Consider the following 16,207-nt stretch of genomic DNA (forward strand, 5'->3'; position numbering starts at 1 on the left):
GGTCAGAGCACCCCGACCTCGTCCAGGGTCCGCTGCGCCACGGCGAAGGCGGCGTTGGCCGCGGGCACCCCGCAGTAGACGGCGCTCTGCAGCAGCACCTCCTTGATCTCGTCGGGGGTCAGCCCGTTGCGCAGGGCCGCGCGGACGTGCATGGCCAGTTCCTCCAGGTGGCCCCCGGCGACGAGGGCGGTCAGGGTGACACAGCTGCGGGTACGGCGGTCCAGCCCGGGACGGTTCCAGATCCCGTCCCAGGCGTAGCGGGTGATGAACTCCTGGAAGTCACGGGTGAAGCCGGTGGTCGCGGCCTCGGCGCGGTCGACGTGCGCGTCCCCGAGCACCCGCCGCCTGGTCCTGGCCCCCTCGGCGGCGCGTTCGCCGCCGAGGTGGCGGACGATCGCCGCGGTGACCTCCTCCGGCCGTTCGACGCCCGCCAGGTGGGAGGCGCCTGGCACGACCGTGAGCAGCGCGCCGGGGATGCCGGCGGCGAGGGTGAGGGCGTGCGCCAGGGGCGTCGCCGGGTCGTCCGCGCCCGCGACGACCAGGGTCGGCGCGGCGACCGCGCCCAGCTCACCGGTGAGGTCGTAGTCCGCCAGCGCCTCGCAGCAGGCGGCGTAGGAGCCCACGTCCACCCCGTACGGCATCCGCCGCACCTCGGTGACGGCCTCAATGACAGCCTCGGTGCCGGTTTCGGGGGCGCTGAACCAGCGGGCGGGCAGCACGTCGGCCAGCGGTTTCATGCCGTCCCGCCGTACGGCGTGCGCCCGCTCGTGCCACGGTCCGGGCTCGCCGAAGCGGGCGGAGCTGCAGCACAGCACCAGGTGGCTGACCCGCTCGGGGGCCGTGACGGCGACGGTCGCGGCGACGGCGCCGCCGAGGGAGATGCCGCCGACCGCGAACCTGTCGGCCTTCTCCTGGGTGGCCAGGGCGAGCACGGCGTCGGCGAGCAGGCCGACGGTGACCTCGCTCACGGGCGCCGAGCCGCCGTGACCCGGCAGGTCGTAGCGGAGCACCCGCCAGGAGGCGGTCAGCGCCTCCATCTGCGGGTCCCACACGTGCAGGGTGGTGCCCAGCGAGGGGCCGAGCACCAGCAGCGGCGCCCAGGCGGGCCCGTCGACGCGGTGGCTGAGGATCGTCAAGACTGCTCCCGGTAGGCGGTCAGAACTCGGTCGATGAGGGGTTGCGCCGCCCCGAGGTAGCCCGCGGGGTCGAACGCCTCCTCGGGGACCTCCCCCGCGAGCGTCCGCCGGAGTGGGCCCTCCTGCGCCGCCGCCCGGTCGAGCCGGTCCCTGCCGAGCAGAGTGGCCAGGCGTTCGGAGACGACGCGGTCGCCGGTGAGGTCCAGGTTGGCCCGCATCCGCTCAGGGAAGACCCGCAGCCCGGCGAGCAGCTCCGCGGTGGTCGCGGCGGCGCCGCCGGTCAGCCGCAGGCACTCGCGCGTCGCGTGCCACTCGGCCTGCCAGGCGCCCGCGGCCCGCTCGTGCTCGGCCAGCTGCGCCGAGGCCAGGAGCTGGCCGTACACCGGGATCTGCAGGGCCGCGGAGCGCACGAGCACCGCCAGCGCGGGGTTGCGTTTGTGCGGCATCGCCGAGGAGCCCCCCGTGGAGGACTCGGCGACCTCGCCGACCTCCGTCTGGGCGAGCATGATCACGTCGAGGGCCGTCTTGCCGAGGGCGCCGGAGGTCTGGGTGAGGGCCGCGCCCAGTTCCGCGACCGGTGACCGTTCCGCGTGCCAGGGCACCGGCGGCGCGGCCAGCCCGAGTTCCTCGGCGAACAGCGCGGGCAGCGCCGGGTCGCCGCCGAGCGCGGCCAGGGTGCCCGCGGCCCCGCCGAGCTGGGCGGGCGTGCGCAGGTCCCGCAGCCGTGCCCGTGCGGCGAGCAGGCCGGACAGCCATCCCGCCGCCTTCAGGCCGAAGGTCGTCGGCACGGCGTGCTGGCCGAGTGTCCTGGCCGCCGTCAGCGTGTGGCGGTGGGTCTCGGCGAGCCCGGCGAGGGTGGCCATGGCCCGGTCGAGGTCGGCGCCGATGATCCCGATCGTGTCCCGGCAGACGAGCATGGCGGCGCTGTCGAGGATGTCCTGGCTGGTGGCGCCGTGGTGGACGTACCGCGCAGCCCCGGTGGCTGCCCCGGTGGCCGTCTCCGCGACGGCCCGCCGCAGGTCGGCGACCAGCGGCACGACGGGGTTGGCCGACTGTCTGCCCCGCAGGGCGAGGTCCGCGGGGTCCGGGGTGAGCGCGCCCGCGACCCGGCCGATCACCGTCGCCGCCTCCGGCGGCACCGTGCCCGCGCGGGCCTGGGCGCGGGCCAGCGCCGCCTCCGCCGTCAGCATGGCGCGCAGCCACGCGCGGTCCGAGGTGGCCGCCTCGGCCGCCGTGCCCGCCCTGACCGGGCTCAGCAGGCCGGTGTCCTGCTCGGAGCCCGAAGCGGGGCCGGAACTCAAGGAAGGGTCAGAACTCAAGGAAGACCGTCTCCCCTTCCCCTTGGAGCCTCACGTCGAAACGGTAGCCCCCCTCCCCGTCGGGCTCGGCGATCAGGGTGGCCCTGCGCGCGGGGTCGAGCGCGTCGAGCAGCGGGTCGGGGCCGTCCTGGAGGTAGACGCGGGTGGCGACGGAGCGCAGCAGCCCCCTGGCGAAGACCAGCATCGCCAGGTACGGCCCGGCGGGCCTGGCGGTGCGGAACCGGTAGGACCCGTCGGCGTCCGTCGGGCAGCGCCCGAAGCCGGAGACGCCCTCACCCGCGCGGTCCAGCGCCCTTCTGGTGCCCGTCTCGCCGAGCCACAGTTCGAGCATGGCGTCGGGCACGGGCTCGCCCGCCCCGTCGAGCACCCGCCCGGTGACGGTGATCGCCCCGGGGTGCCCCTCCGCGACCAGGTCGGGCCCCTGGGGGTAGGGCAGCGCGTAGCCGAAGAACGGCCCCACGGTCTGCGACGGGGTCGGTGGCACGGCGCTCACTGCTCCTCCGTCGGGGTGCGGCCCAGGACGATGTCGAACCGGTAGCCGAGCGCCCACTCGGGTTCGGTGACGTCCAGGTCGAAGTGGGCGACGAGCCGCTCGCGGGCGGCCGGGTCGGGGATGGACCGCATGATCGGGTCGTAGGGGAACAGCGGGTCGCCGGGGAAGTACATCTGGGTGACCAGGCGCTGGGTGAACGCGGTGCCGAAGACGGAGAAGTGGATGTGCGCGGGCCGCCAGGCGTTGTGGTGGTTGCGCCACGGGTAGGCGCCCGGCTTGATCGAGACGAACCGGTAGCGGCCCTGCTCGTCGGTCATGCACCGCCCCGCGCCGGTGAAGTTGGGGTCGAGCGGCGCGGGGTGCTGGTCGCGCCGGTGCGCGTAGCGCCCGGCGGCGTTGGCCTGCCAGACCTCCAGCAGGGTGCCGGGGACGGGCCTGCCGGCCGAGTCGAGGATCCGGCCGGTGACGATGATCCGCTCACCGATCGGCTCGCCCGCGTGGTGGCGGGTCAGGTCGGCGTCCAGTTCTCCGATCTCGTCGTGCCCGAAGACCGGGCCGGTCAGCTCGACGGCGTCCGGGTCGGCGCGGAAGGCGACCGGTGGCCTGGACGGCGCCCGCAGCACGCTGCTGCGGTAGTCCGGGCTCAGATAGGGAGGGTGGTGGGTCATGACCCTTCTGTTCCTTCCAGGACGAGCGCGAGTCCCTGTCCGACGCCGATGCAGAGCGTGGCCACGCCGTACCCGCCGGTCCTGGAGAGACGGTGGGCCAGGGTGCCCGCGAGCCTGGCTCCCGAGCAGCCGAGCGGGTGGCCGATCGCGATGGCGCCGCCCGCGGGGTTGACGAGTTCCGGGTCGAGGCCGGGCCATTCGGCCATGCAGGCCAGGACCTGGGCGGCGAAGGCCTCGTTGAGCTCCACAGTCGCCAGGTCGCCCAGGGAGAGTTTCGCCCTGTCCAGCGCCTTGGCGACCGCGTGCACCGGGCCGATGCCGAAGCTGACCGGGTCGACGCCCGCCGCGCCGGTCGAGACCACCCTGGCCAGGGGGCGCAGGCCGTGCTCGGCCAGCCCCTCGGCGTCGGTGACCAGCAGGGCCGCCGCCCCGTCGTTGAGCGGGGAGGAGTTGCCCGCGGTGATGGTGCCCTCCGCGGCGAAGGCGGGCCTGAGCCTGGCCAGCCCCTGCGGGGAGGTGTCGGGACGGATGGACTCGTCGGCGGTCAGGTCGCTGCCCTCGACGAGCGCGGTCTCCGCCTCCAGCGCCCCCGTCCGCCACGCCCGGTCCGCCAGCCGGTGGCTGCGCGCGGCGTACTCGTCCTGGGCCTCACGGGTGACGCCGTAGCGGGCGGCGAGCGTCTCGGTGGCCTCGCCGAGGGAGACCGTCCAGCGGTCCGGCATCCTGGGGTTGACCAGCCGCCAGCCGAGCGTGGTCGAGTGGAGCTGTTCGTGGCCGCGCGGGTAGGCCCGTTCCGGTTTGGGCAGCACCCAGGGGGCGCGGCTCATGGACTCGACGCCGCCCGCCACGACGAGGGAGGCGTCGCCGACGGCGACCGCCCTGGCGGCCTGGATCACCGCCTCCAGGCCCGAGGCGCACAGCCGGTTGACCGTGGCGCCGGGCACCGTGACGGGCAGCCCGGCCAGCAGCGCCGCCATCCGGCCCACGTTGCGGTTGTCCTCGCCCGCCCCGTTGGCCGCACCGAGGACGACGTCGTCGATCCTGGCGGGGTCAAGGCCCGGGGAACGGTCGAGCAGCGCCCTGACGACCCCGGCGGCCAGGTCGTCGGGACGGACCGAGGCGAGGGCCCCGCCGTACCGGCCGATCGGGGTGCGGACGGCGTCCGCGATGTAGACGTCCTTCACAGTGTTCGTGCTCCTGTCGTTTCCGGGAGGTCACGCTCGTACGGCAGGCCGACGTAGTTCTCCGCCAGCGTGGTCGCCGCGGCCTCGGAGGAGGTCACGTAGTCCAGGTGGGAGATCTGCAGCCGCCGCCCGTAGGCGTCGTCGGTGTCGAAGGTGTGCAGCAGCGTCGTCATCCACCAGGAGAAGTGCTGCGCCCGCCAGACCCGCCTCAGGCAGGTCTCCGAGTAGGCGTCGAGCAGGTCGTCCGAGCCGGTGGCGTACCGGTGCGCCAGCGCCTCGGTCAGCACCCGCACGTCGGCGACCGCGAGGTTGAGGCCCTTGGCGCCGGTCGGGGGGACGATGTGCGCGGCGTCGCCCGCCAGGAACAGGTTGCCGTGGCGCATGGGCTCGGCCACGAAGCTCCGCATGGGCGTCACGCCCTTCTCCAGGATCTCCCCGGTGGTCAGGGTGAAGCCGGGCACCGTCTCAAGACGGGCGCGCAGTTCGGCCCAGATCCGCTCGTCCGGCCAGTCCGCGATGTCCTCCCCCGCGGGGACCTGCAGGTAGAAGCGGCTGACCTCGGGGGTTCGCATGCTGTGCAGGGCGAAGCCGCGCTCGTTCCAGGCGTAGATCAGCTCCTCGGCGGACGGCACGGCCCTGGCCAGGACGCCGAGCCAGGCGAAGGGGTAGTCCCGTTCGTGGACGGTGAGCTCCCCTTCGGGGACACTCGCCCGGGACACGCCGTGGAAGCCGTCACAGCCCGCGATCACCTCGCAGTCGAGCCGCCCCCCGTCGAAGGTCAGGTAGGGGGCGTCGGTCCCGGCGTCGTGCACGGCCACGTCGCCGACCTCGAAGCGGATGTCGCCGCCCGCGGCGAGACGGGCGGCGATGAGGTCCTTGACGACCTCCTGCTGGCCGTACACGGTGATGGCGCGGCCGGGGACCAGCCGTTCGAAGGCCACCCGGTGGCCCGCGCCGCCGTAGCGCAGCTCGATGCCGTGGTGGACGAGGCCCTCCCTGACGAGGCGGTCACCGACCCCGGCGGCGACGAGGGTGTCGACCGTCCCCTGTTCGAGCACCCCGGCCCTGACCCGCCGTTCGACGTGGTCGCGGCTGCGGCGTTCCAGCACCACCGAGTCGATGCCGCGCAGGTGCAGCAGGTGGGACAGGAGCAGCCCGGCGGGCCCCGCTCCGATGATCCCGACCTGTGTCCGCTGGGGATGGGTCATGGGGAGAGCATCGTGGACCCGGCGCGGAAAACCGAGCCCCGCCTTCCACTGGACGGAAGACAGGGGGGAGGATTGTCCTTGGGGGCGCCTTCCGTCCGGGCGCCCCGGGACAGGGGGACGTGATGGCCGGGGGGTCGCGGGAGCCGGGACGTTCGGTGACGTCGAAGGTCCTGGCGATCCTGGGCGCCTTCGACACCGGCCATCCCCATCTCAGCCTCTCGGAGGTCTCCCGGCGCAGCGGGGTACCGCTGGCGACCGCGCACCGCCTCGTGGGCGAGCTGGTCGCCTGGCAGGCGCTGAGCCGTACGGCAGACGGCCGCCTGCGGATCGGGCTGCGGCTGTGGGAGCTCGGCCAGCTCGCGCCGGGCAGGCTGCAGGAGGTCGCCCATCCGTGGCTGCAGGAGCTCTACGCCGACACCGGTGAGAACGTGCACCTGGCCGTGCGGGACGGCCTTGAGGTGCTCTACGTCGACAAACTGCACGGCAGGCGGGCCGTGCGGCTGGTCTCCAGGACGGGAGGCCGGCTGCCGATGCATCCGACGGGGGTCGGCAAGGCCCTGCTGGCCCACGAGCCCGAGTGGTTCCAGGCCGCCTATCTGGGGCGTGAGCTCGAACGGCCGACTCCGCGCACGATCGTCGAGCCGGGGCGGCTGGCCCGGGAACTGGCCACGGTGCGCGCCCAGGGGTACGCGCTGACGTTCGAGGAGATGAGCCTGGGCTCCTGCTCCGCGGCGGCGCCGGTGCTCGTCGACGGCCACGCGGTCGCCGCCGTCGGGATCGTCCTGTCCTCCCGGCGGGCCAGAGGACTGCAACGCCTGGTCGAGCCGCTGCTCAGGGTGACCGCGGGGATCGCCCGCTCCTACTCCGGGATCCCCCCGCAGGACTGAACCCCGCGCGCGCCACGGCGAGACGGTCACCCCAGGACCACCCTGGTCCCGCCGGGGGTCCCGCCCGGGTACGGCCCGGCGGCCAGGCGCAGCAGCAGGAGCGCGATGTCGTCGCTGCGGTGGCTGGTCTGCTGGGCGTGCCTGATCAGGGTGCTCGCCACCTCCTCCAGGGGGCGTTCCCCGACGCGTTCGAGTTCGACGGCCAGGTCGGCGAGCGCCTCGTCGATGTCGACGCCGGGGGTCTCGACCAGGCCGTCGGTGTAGAGGGCCAGCGTCGAGCCCGGCTCCAGCGGGATCTCGGTGTGCGGGTAGTCAACGGAGTGGTCGATGCCCAGCAGCAGCCCGCCGGGGACCTCGACCACCTGTACCCGGCCGTCCGGCAGGCGCATCAGCGGCTGGGGGTGCCCGGCGCGGGCCAGGCAGGCCAGGTTCCGGCGCAGGTCGAGCCGCAGGTAGACGCAGCTGGCGAACAGGCCTGGGTCCAGGTCGACCAGGAGGTGGTTGGTGCGGGCCAGGACCTCGCCGGGGTCGGCGCCCGCGGTGGCGTAGGCGCGAACCGCCGTGCGCACCTGCCCCATGAGGGCCGCCGCGGTGACGTTGTGCCCCTGGACGTCGCCGACGACGGCGGCGACGGTGTCGTCGGCGAGGCCGATGACGTCGTAGAAGTCGCCTCCGATGTCCATGTCCTCGGTGCCGGGCAGGTAGCGGGCCGCGGCGCTCAGCCGGGGCAGCCGGGGAAGGGCGTGCGGGAGCAGGCTCTGCTGCAGGGCGTGGGCGAGTTCCAGCTTGGCGTCGTAGAGGCGGGCCCGTTCGAGCGCCTGGGCGATCAGGCCGCCGAGCGCGGTCAGCAGGGCGCGTTCCTCGACGGTGAAACGGTGGTTCCTGGCGAAGGCGAGCACGCAGGTGCCGACGGACCGTCCCGAGGCGATCAGCGGCAGGAACGCCCAGGAGGCCATGCCGTCGTCCACGGCGACCTCCGGGCCGTAGACCTCGTCCAGCTCCTCCTGGGAGCCGAAGAAGCTGGGCACCCCGGTGACCATGGTCCGCACGCTCGGGGTCGGCGAGGTCAGCGGGAGGCCGTCGTAGTGCTCCCTGAGGTGGGGCGGGTAGCCGCGGTCGCCGACGACGCTCATCCTGCCGTCCTCGGCGACCATCAGCGCCATCCCGTCACCGCCGAAGGCGGGCATGAGCCGGTTGGCGACCAGGTCGACCACGTCCTGCACGCTGGCGGCCTTGGTGAGCGTGCTGGCCAGATGGAGGATGTGGTAGAGGGCGCCGACCCTGGTCGGGAGGGTCAGGCCGACCTCGGCGACGGGGCCCGGCGAGCCGGTCTCCAGGGGCTGGACGGGCATGTCCGCCGCCTCGACCATGGCCGGGGAGATGCGCATGGTCACCCCGTTGAGCGCCGGGTAGAGCTCGAAGGACAGCCAGCGGTCGGGCGGGCGCAGCGCGACGAACGAGGCGGCCTGCTGGCTGATCATGGCCGCGCGGTAGCGGTCCTCGTAGACGGGGTCGTTCAGCCAGGGCACCCGGGTCCACGGGTGGGAGCCGAGCAGCCGGGCCGGGAGCATGCCGAGCAGCGCGGCGGCCCGAGGGGTGACGAAGGTGACGCGGCCTCCCGCGTCGAGCCCGCAGATGCCCTCGGGCAGACGGTCGGCGACCGCGGCGATCACCTCGGCGGGCTGCATGCTGGGGGCGGGCAGCACGCGCGGTTCCAGGCCGGGACGCAGCCTGCGGCCCTGCCTGTCGGCCTCCTCAAGCCCCCGCGCCATCTCCGCGGCGGCGCGCAGAAGGCGTTCGCGCTCGTCCTCGGACAGCTCGCACGAGTGGGTGCCCGCCCACAGGGCGAACATCCCCCCGTAGACGGTGCCATGGACGGCGCCGGAGACGGTCGCGGCGCCGAGCAGCGGCACCGCGGCGAGGGAGAACTCGTACGGCATGACCAGCGCCGCCCCCGGGTAGACGCGGGCCATCTCCTTCTCGTCGCCGACCCACACCAGCCGCCGGTGGCGGATCGCGTCGGTGACCGGCATGGGCATGGCCATGCTCATCCGCTCCCAGGGGCGGATGAAGTCGCGGGGCGCCCCCTTCATCACCGCGAGTTCCAGCACGTCGGCGTCCGGCGCCAGCAGGTAGACCGCGCCCAGGTGGGCTCCCACGCTCTCCAGAGCCTTGACCAGGTCGTCGGCGAGCGCGTCGAGGCCGCTCCGCGGGGAACGGCCTTCGAGGAAGGTGGGGTACTCGGGCACCATCAGCGCCTCATCTCCGGCGCCCGGCCCGCGGACGGCCGCGCTCCCGGGCCGTGCCCGCCGTCACGTGCCGGTCCGCCCGCCCTTGGCGGACGGACGGGAGGGAAAGCCGCGCCATCCAATAACACGCCTTAATCCGCATATATGGACGATACTCCCCTTGACCAGGGGGTTTGGAGAGGCGCATTCCCAAGCTTGCCCCTGCCCGCTGATTTTGCGGCCCGCCGACGACGTCCTGACGCCGCGACGAACCTCCGGCGACACGCCATTCCAAAGAATGGAACGCGTTTACCGGATATGGCGCGGTTCACATGGTCCACATGGCCATACCTACAGATATGGTCAAAAAAGAATCATGGTACGAAAAATCATGAAGATCGCACTATCCATCGCCCCGCCGTACGGCGAGGCGTCCGACAGCGGTTCCGCCGCCGAACCCAGGGGGTGCCCTCCGTCCATGGACGAACCCGTCAACGACCACACCGGCCCCGACGACCTGCCGAGGCTGCCCTTCGACCGGCAGGACCCGCTCGACGTCCCGGCGGCGTACCGCGCGTTGCAGGCCGATGAGCCGGTGGCCCGGGTGCGCACCGCGACCGGCGACGTCGCCTGGCTGGTCTCCGGCTACGAGGAGGCCAGGCAGGCCTTCGCCGACCGGAGACTCGGCCGTTCCGCGCCCGACCCCGACCGGGCGGCCAGGATCTCCAACTCGGTGATCCTCGGCGGCCCGATCGGCGACATCGAGACCGAGAAGACCCAGCACGAGCGGATGCGCAGGCTGCTCACCCCCGTCTTCTCCGCCCGGAGGATGGCCGCCCTGGCCCCCCACGTCCAGGAGCTGGTGGACGGCCTGCTCGACCGGATGGCCGAGGGGCCGCGCCCGGCCGACCTGCGGCAGGTGCTCTCCCTGCCGCTGCCCGTACTCGTGATCTGCGAGCTGCTCGGCGTGCCGTACGGCGACCGCGAGCACTTCAGGGCACTGGCCGAGACGATGACGGACCTGACGGACCGGGAGCGCTCGGCCGCCGCCCTGACCGAGCTCGGCGAGTACACCAGGAAGATCATCGGCGCCAAGCGGGAGAACCCGGCCGGTGACGTGTTCTCCGACCTCGCGACCATGGACGCGCCCGACGAGGAGATCGCCACGCTCGCCGCCGGGCTGCTGTTCGCCGGACACGAGACGACCGTCAACCGGATCGACTACGGCGTACTGCTGCTGCTGGCCAACCCCGGGCAGCGGGACGCCCTGATCGCCGACCCCTCACTGGTGAACACGGCCGTCGAGGAGATCCTGCGGGTGGCCGCGCCGGGCAACCACGGCATGCCCCGCTACGCGCACGAGGACGTGACCGTCGGAGGGGTCACGATCAGGCGCGGCGAGGCGGTGGTCATCAGCACGACGGCGGCCAACCGTGACGCGCGGGTCTTCGCCGACCCCGACCGCTTCGACGTCTCCCGGGACACCGACGACCCGCACCTGGCCTTCGGCTACGCCGCCCGCTACTGCATCGGGGCGAGCCTGGCCAGGATCGAGCTGCGCGCGGTCTTCGGCACGCTGTTCCAGCGCTTCCCCACACTGGCGCTCGCCGTGCCCGCCGAGGAGCTCGTCACGCGGGAGAACTCGCTCACCGGCGGCTTCGAAGGCATCCCCGTCACCTGGTAGCGGTCACCGGGCAACGGCGGTTGACCCCGTCGAGCCGTTCGGTGAGGCCGCCGCGGTCGAGGTGTTCGAGCAGGGGCACCGCGACCCGGCGGCTGGTGTCCAGGGCCTGCCTGGCCTGGCTGACCGTGAAGGGCTGGGGCAGGCGGGCCAGCAGCCGCGCCGCCGCCGTGTCGGCGCCGGGCAGCAGCACGATCCCCTCGGCGATCCGCAGCAGCATCCCCGCCCGTACGGCCGCCGCCAGCTCCCTGGGGCCCAGCCCCAGCTCCGCCAGGCGGCCCGCCTCGGGCGCGAGGAACGGCCTGGCGGACAGTTCGGCGCGCAGCCGGGAGACCGCGCGGGCGACCGGCTCCGGCAGGCCCGGGGGCGGCCCACTCACGATCCGCCCGCCCGTGACGGCCAGCGGCGGCCGTACCAGGGCGGCGACCAGCCTCCGGTCGGGCAGGCCGAGCGCGTTCCTGGCCGCCTCGACCGGCATCCCCGGCTCAAGCGGACGCCCGGCCGCGTGCCGTGCCACCGTCTCCGCCAGCCGTTCACCCAGCCACGACCAGTGGGCGGGGTCGGCGTACCAGTCGCCGCACACGGGCTCGCCCTCCGGGACGCACCCCATGGCCAGCAGGTCCGCCCCGCGCAGCAGCCGGTGTGTGCGCAGCAGCTCCCCCGCACCGGGCACCGTCCCCGCCCGCCCCGTGCCCGCCTGCCCTGCGCCCGCCAGTTCGGCCGCCCGCAGGCGCGCGGCGCCCCTGCGGCGCAGCGCGGGCGGGCGCACGTCGAGCACGCTCGCCCCGGCGAGCACCCGTACCTCGGCCCCCTCCCCTCCGACGCCCTGCCCCGTGGCCCTGCCCGGGTCGCGCAACAGCAGCACGTCCCCCACGTGCAACGGCAGCGGCCCGGCCAGGCGCAGCCGTACGAGACCGTCGCCGAGCGGTCTGACCGCGCACACCACGGCCGCCGAGCCGATGTGCGCGGTCAGCCTGCCCGGCAGGACGCTCTCCTCGCCCGTGCCCCCCACCGGCGAGAGCCGTACGTCGGCCAGGTCGGTCATGGTCCACGCGCCGGGGGTGAACAGCGCCCGGCCCCGCTCCGGGGCGCCGCCGCGCAGGTTGACCGCGACCCTGGCCACACCGGTCACCGAGGTCACCGGCTCCTTCAGGCACTCCAGCGCCCGCACCCGGGCGAGGCCGCCGCCCAGCGCCAGCTCGTCCCCGACGGTCACCCGGCCCGCAGGCAGCGTCCCGGTCACGACCGTGCCGCTGCCGCGCACGCTGAAGACCCGGTCGATCCACAGCCGCACCGGCGCCTCGGGGTCGGGCGCGGGCAGCCGGGAGACCAGCCGGTCGAGTGCCTGCCTCAACGCGCCGAGCCCCTGCCCCGTGTGCCCGCTCACCGTCAGCGCCTCGACCCCGGTCAGGCCCGCCGCCGCGAGTCTGGCCCCGGCCTCCTCCACCACCGGTGCGGCGTCGGCCAGGTCGGCGCGGGTCACCGCGAGCAGGCCGTGCCGTACGCCGAGGGCCTCAAGCGCGACGAGGTGCTCCTGCGACTGCGGCATCCAGCCCTCGTCGGCGGCGACCACGAACATCACCGCCGGAACCGGCCCGACCCCCGCCAGCATCGTGCCGAGGAAGCGCTCGTGCCCCGGGACGTCCACGAAGGCCAGGCGTTCCCCGGAGGGCAGCGTCGTCCAGGCGTATCCCAGCTCGATCGTCAGCCCCCTGCGCCGTTCCTCGGCCAGCCGGTCGGGCTCCATCCCGGTGAGGGCGCGCACCAGAGTGGACTTGCCGTGGTCCACGTGGCCCGCCGTGGCGACGACCTGCATCAGCCGACCGCCCCGAGGACCGCGCGGGCCACGTCGCCGTCCCGCTCCCCGGGGACGGCCCTGAGGTCGAGCAGCAGCCGCCCCGCCTCGATCCGCCCGACGACGGGCGGCTCACCGGTCCGCAACGGTACGGCCAGCCACTCGGGCAGGCTCACCGCGGCGCTCGGCAGCCTCACGCCGGGGGCGCCTCCCCCGCCGACGGTGGCCAGGCTCGGCACGGCGACGGCGTCGATCCCGGCCCCCGACAGCTTCTCGGCGAGCACCCGGGCACGGGCGCTCAGCGTGGCCGGGTCCGCGCGCAGCGCCCCGAGCACCGGGGGCTCGGGACCGCGCAGCGTCGCCTCAAGGGCGGCGAGCGTCGTCTTGCCGACCCGCAGCGCGCGGGCCAGCGGGTGCCGCCGGCAGCGTTCGACCAGGTCGGGGCGGCCGAGCAGCAGACCGGCCTGCGGCCCGCCGAGCAGCTTGTCGGCGCTCGCGGTGACCAGGCCCGCCCCGGCGGCGAGCGCGCACGCCGCGTCCGGCTCCTGCGGCAGCAGCCGTTCCCCGGTGAGCAGCCCGGAGCCGATGTCGGCCACGACGGGCACCCCCAGGCGGCCCAGCTCCCCCACCCCGACGGAGCCGGTGAAGCCCTCGACGCGGAAGTTCGACGGGTGCACCTTGAGCACGAAGCCCGTCTCCCGCCCCACGGCCCGCTCGTAGTCGGCGTAGACGGTGCGGTTGGTCGTGCCCACCTCACGCAGCCTCGCACCGGTCGAGACGAGCAGGTCGGGGATGCGGAAGCCGTCCCCGATCTCCACCAGCTCACCCCTGCTGATCACGATCTCCCGGCCCGCCGCCAGCGCGGTCGCCGCCAGCACCAGGGCCGCGGCGTTGTTGTTGACCACGTGCGCGTCCCGCGCGCCGGGCACCGCGGCGACGAGCGCGTCCAGGGCGCCCCGTCCCCTGCGGGCCCTGACCCCGCTCGCCAGGTCGAACTCCACGTCGGTGTATCCGGCGGCGGCCGTCGCCGCCTCGGCCGCGGCCCGGGACAGCGGCGCCCTGCCGAGGTTGGTGTGAACGATCACGCCGGTCATGTTGAGCACGGGCCGCAGGCTCGCCGCGTACGGCGGAAGCCCCTCCACGGCCGCGTCCGCGACCCGCTCCGGCTCGATCCCGCCCTGCCGGGCCCGTGACTGCGCCCGGACGACCGCCTCCTTGACGACCGTTCTTCCCAGCCGGCCCTCGGCCGCGACGAGCCGGGGGTCGGCGAGCACGGCGTCGGTACGCGGCACACGCCGACGTTGGTCCATCTCCCGACCATAGGTCGCGAACATACCGAAGCCGAAGCCGACGGGCCGTTGAGTCCGCTTTGGGACGGTGAACGTTTCACCACGACATACAGGTTTCGCCTTCTACGAAACCATCAGAAAATGCCGTCCCTTTTGACGTTGTTCACGTTCCTGCGGGATATCGGCGGCGAACGGCCCGTTCCGATGGGGCGAATCCGGAGTCCTGCCGGGAACGTCCCTCCCCGGCCCGCGGGCGTCCTCCGAGGCGGCCCCTCGTCAGGGCAGGACCAGCTCCCGCACCTTGACCGCGACCAGCGCGCCGGTGTACTCGACCCGGACCGGGATCCTGTCCTTCAGCAGTTTCCGCAGGTGGGCCGAGGAACACTTCCTGGTGCCGTAGGCGCTCCTGTCGGAGGTGTCGTACGGATAACCGGCCGAGGGCCTGCCGCACGTCCTGTTCACCTGGCGGAAGTCCAGCCTCCCGGTGTAACGGATCGTGAGAGGGGCTCCGGCCTTCCTGCCCAGTTCCCACGCGAGCAGGCCGCTCTCCCCCACCTGGCCGCGGACGGCCCTGCGCGGGGTGATCGAGAAGGCCGAGTTCCCCGACCGTACGGCCCAGCCGTACACGACCCTGTTCCCGGCGTGCCCGGCGTTCCAGGTGTTCCCGGTGTTCCCCGCCTCCGGCGCGGCGGCCTGGGCCGCCCGGGTCGTGAGCTGGGCGGTGGCGGGCGGGACCACGGTGAACAGGACGGCGAGGCCGGTGGCCGCGCCGAGCAAGACCGATCTCATCTCTCTCCTCGTCATGATCCCGGCACCCGGCCGTCGAGCCGGACGCCGGAGGGCTGTCCTTGGGACCTACGGGTGCTCACGCGTGAAAGGCGCCGGGAGCCCCGGAGGCCGGTGAACCCACGCATCGTCTGACAGACCCCGCCCCGGAAAAGTTCTGAACACCGATGAATCATGTTTTTTCGGGCGTCGTTTTCTCCTGACGACGACGGCCCGCATCCCGCGTGACGGGCCCGGCCGCCGTTCCGCCAAGCATGTCCGCGTGGGCACGCGACGATCGATCCAGCCTGCCGGAGACCCGCGGTACAGCCCGCGCCACCGTCCCGCCCCGCCGTGTGTCGGGAAGGGCGTGAACCTTCCACGGCGCGGGAGCGACGAACCAGGTGACCGATCCCCGAGACGGAGGCCGCCGATGTCAGCACCTTCAGCCCCGGGAACACGCCTGAGACTCCTCGGCGTGCTCCTTCTCGGCGTCGCGATGGGGGTGGCGCTGTCCCTCGCGGCGAGCCTGCCCCGCTCCGAGGTGCTCCACCGTGACGTCCAACCGGCCACCGTGGCGTACGACGACGGCTCGGCGCACCTTCTGGCACTGGTCCGCAGGAGCACCCTGCTGGGAGAGTCCCACGAGATCTTCGTCGGCCGGGACCCCGGTCTCTCCTACGGCCACCGGGTGGGCCTCGGGGCGTTCGCCGCCTCGGTACGGACGACCGAGTGGACGGACGCCGGGGTGCGGGTGTTCTTCGACACCGGGCACGAGTTGTTCGTCCCCGCCCGCTCCTTCGTCGGCGGCCGGTGACCCCGGACGGCCACCGCCCGAGACCACCCGAGACCACAGGCGGCTCCGGGCGGTCAGCGGCCGAGGCGGGCGGTGACGAGGTCGGTGAAGCCGTTGGCGAGCAGGATGACGGCGATCGCGGTCAGCAGGATGCCCGCCACCCGGTCCAGGAGCATCGCCCCCTTGAGCGAGATGCGCCGCTGGACGTGCCCCGACAGGTAGAGCGTCAGCCCGGTGACCGCGGCGAAGCACAGTGCGGCGACCGACAGGGCGAGCTTGTCCCGCACGGTCGAGGCCTCCGCCGAGGCCGCGACGCCGAAGGCGAAGGTGGTGCCGCCCACGGTCAGCGGGAAGCTGAGCGGGGTGAAGAGGATCGACTTGGGGTCCGGCGGGGGCTCGGGCGAGGGCGCGATCTCCGGCCTCTCCTGTTCCTGGAGCCTTTCCAGCTCCTCGACGGCTCCGGCCTTCCCGCGCATCAGCGGGATGGCGGCGTACGCCAGGGCGATGCCTCCGGTGGCGGTCAGCGCGGCGGTGCTGATGCCCAGCAGCTTGAGCAGCGGCTCCCCGACCCACAGGGCCGCCAGGACGAACACGGCGACGTTGAGGGCCAGCCCGGCCGCCAGCCGGTTGACCTGGCCGCCGCCGTACGGCCGGACGATCGGCAGGTAGGACGCCAGGGCCGCGACCGGGCTGTAGAGGCCGAACAGCGCCAGGAACAACACCAGTGCCGGATGCGTCATCGCGGTCCTTCCCGAGAG

Annotated in this window: 14 protein-coding genes; 3 read left to right on the plus strand and 11 right to left on the minus strand. The window is 74.0% G+C overall.

Translation table 11 applies throughout. The features are described from left to right. Positions 1–2: 2 nt before the first annotated feature. From pcaDC to ABT340_RS22090, 6 genes are read right to left on the minus strand one after another with little or no spacing between them, the layout of a single operon-like run. The gene (pcaDC, locus tag ABT340_RS22065; RefSeq protein ID WP_352012669.1) at positions 3–1,136 is read right to left on the minus strand and encodes a bifunctional 3-oxoadipate enol-lactonase/4-carboxymuconolactone decarboxylase PcaDC; all 1,134 of its coding nucleotides are present in this window, start codon (positions 1,134–1,136) and stop codon (positions 3–5) included. Next, positions 1,133–2,455, minus strand: a complete 1,323-nt coding sequence (locus tag ABT340_RS22070; protein WP_352012670.1) for a lyase family protein — start codon at positions 2,453–2,455, stop codon at positions 1,133–1,135. Before ABT340_RS22070 ends, pcaDC begins: the two co-directional genes overlap by 4 nt. Further along, the gene (gene pcaG / locus ABT340_RS22075; protein WP_352012671.1) at positions 2,445–2,948 is read right to left on the minus strand and encodes a protocatechuate 3,4-dioxygenase subunit alpha; all 504 of its coding nucleotides are present in this window, start codon (positions 2,946–2,948) and stop codon (positions 2,445–2,447) included. Before pcaG ends, ABT340_RS22070 begins: the two co-directional genes overlap by 11 nt. Beyond that, on the minus strand, positions 2,945–3,616 hold the full coding sequence (gene pcaH / locus ABT340_RS22080) for a protocatechuate 3,4-dioxygenase subunit beta (protein ID WP_352012672.1): 672 nt from the start codon (positions 3,614–3,616) through the stop codon (positions 2,945–2,947). The genes pcaG and pcaH overlap by 4 nt, the downstream gene beginning before the upstream one ends. Next, the gene (locus ABT340_RS22085) at positions 3,613–4,800 is read right to left on the minus strand and encodes a thiolase family protein (protein ID WP_352012673.1); all 1,188 of its coding nucleotides are present in this window, start codon (positions 4,798–4,800) and stop codon (positions 3,613–3,615) included. The genes pcaH and ABT340_RS22085 overlap by 4 nt, the downstream gene beginning before the upstream one ends. Then, entirely contained in the window at positions 4,797–6,008 is a 1,212-nt protein-coding gene (locus ABT340_RS22090; RefSeq protein ID WP_352012674.1) for a 4-hydroxybenzoate 3-monooxygenase, read from the minus strand. The genes ABT340_RS22085 and ABT340_RS22090 overlap by 4 nt, the downstream gene beginning before the upstream one ends. 155 nt (positions 6,009–6,163) lie before the next feature. Here ABT340_RS22090 and ABT340_RS22095 point away from each other — a divergent pair, with 155 nt between their 5' ends. Next, entirely contained in the window at positions 6,164–6,895 is a 732-nt protein-coding gene (locus tag ABT340_RS22095; protein WP_352012675.1) for an IclR family transcriptional regulator, read from the plus strand. Between the two features lie 26 nt (positions 6,896–6,921). On the opposite strand, the gene ABT340_RS22100 is transcribed toward ABT340_RS22095, so the two are convergent. Further along, positions 6,922–9,147 carry a SpoIIE family protein phosphatase gene (locus ABT340_RS22100; RefSeq protein WP_352012676.1) on the minus strand — a complete coding sequence of 742 codons (2,226 nt, stop codon included), beginning with the start codon at positions 9,145–9,147 and terminating at the stop codon, positions 6,922–6,924. 367 nt (positions 9,148–9,514) lie between these two features. On the opposite strand from ABT340_RS22100, the gene ABT340_RS22105 reads away from it, so the two are divergent. Next, positions 9,515–10,807, plus strand: coding sequence for a cytochrome P450 (locus ABT340_RS22105; protein ID WP_352012677.1), 1,293 nt, complete (start codon positions 9,515–9,517; stop codon positions 10,805–10,807). On the opposite strand, the gene ABT340_RS22110 is transcribed toward ABT340_RS22105, so the two are convergent. The 3 genes from ABT340_RS22110 to ABT340_RS22120 form a co-directional block, all read right to left on the minus strand. Beyond that, the gene (locus ABT340_RS22110) at positions 10,797–12,620 is read right to left on the minus strand and encodes a SelB domain-containing protein (RefSeq protein ID WP_352012678.1); all 1,824 of its coding nucleotides are present in this window, start codon (positions 12,618–12,620) and stop codon (positions 10,797–10,799) included. The two genes, ABT340_RS22105 and ABT340_RS22110, sit on opposite strands and share 11 nt — an antisense overlap. Continuing rightward, a complete protein-coding gene (selA, locus tag ABT340_RS22115; RefSeq protein ID WP_352012679.1) occupies positions 12,620–13,909 on the minus strand; it encodes an L-seryl-tRNA(Sec) selenium transferase in 1,290 nt (429 codons plus the stop codon). The genes ABT340_RS22110 and selA overlap by 1 nt, the downstream gene beginning before the upstream one ends. Before the next feature lie 255 nt (positions 13,910–14,164). Continuing rightward, on the minus strand, positions 14,165–14,677 hold the full coding sequence (locus tag ABT340_RS22120; protein ID WP_352012680.1) for a hypothetical protein: 513 nt from the start codon (positions 14,675–14,677) through the stop codon (positions 14,165–14,167). A 409-nt stretch (positions 14,678–15,086) separates the two neighbouring features. Here ABT340_RS22120 and ABT340_RS22125 point away from each other — a divergent pair, with 409 nt between their 5' ends. Beyond that, complete coding sequence (locus tag ABT340_RS22125) at positions 15,087–15,470, plus strand: hypothetical protein (RefSeq protein WP_352012681.1); 384 nt, start codon at positions 15,087–15,089, stop codon at positions 15,468–15,470. A gap of 53 nt (positions 15,471–15,523) precedes the next feature. Here the strand turns inward: ABT340_RS22125 and ABT340_RS22130 are convergent, their stop codons facing one another. Beyond that, positions 15,524–16,189 carry a MarC family protein gene (locus tag ABT340_RS22130; RefSeq protein WP_352012682.1) on the minus strand — a complete coding sequence of 222 codons (666 nt, stop codon included), beginning with the start codon at positions 16,187–16,189 and terminating at the stop codon, positions 15,524–15,526. Between the last annotated feature and the right edge of the window lie 18 nt (positions 16,190–16,207).

It is taken from the genome of Streptosporangium sp. NPDC000239, from assembly GCF_040300765.1.
Lineage (GTDB): Bacteria > Actinomycetota > Actinomycetes > Streptosporangiales > Streptosporangiaceae > Streptosporangium.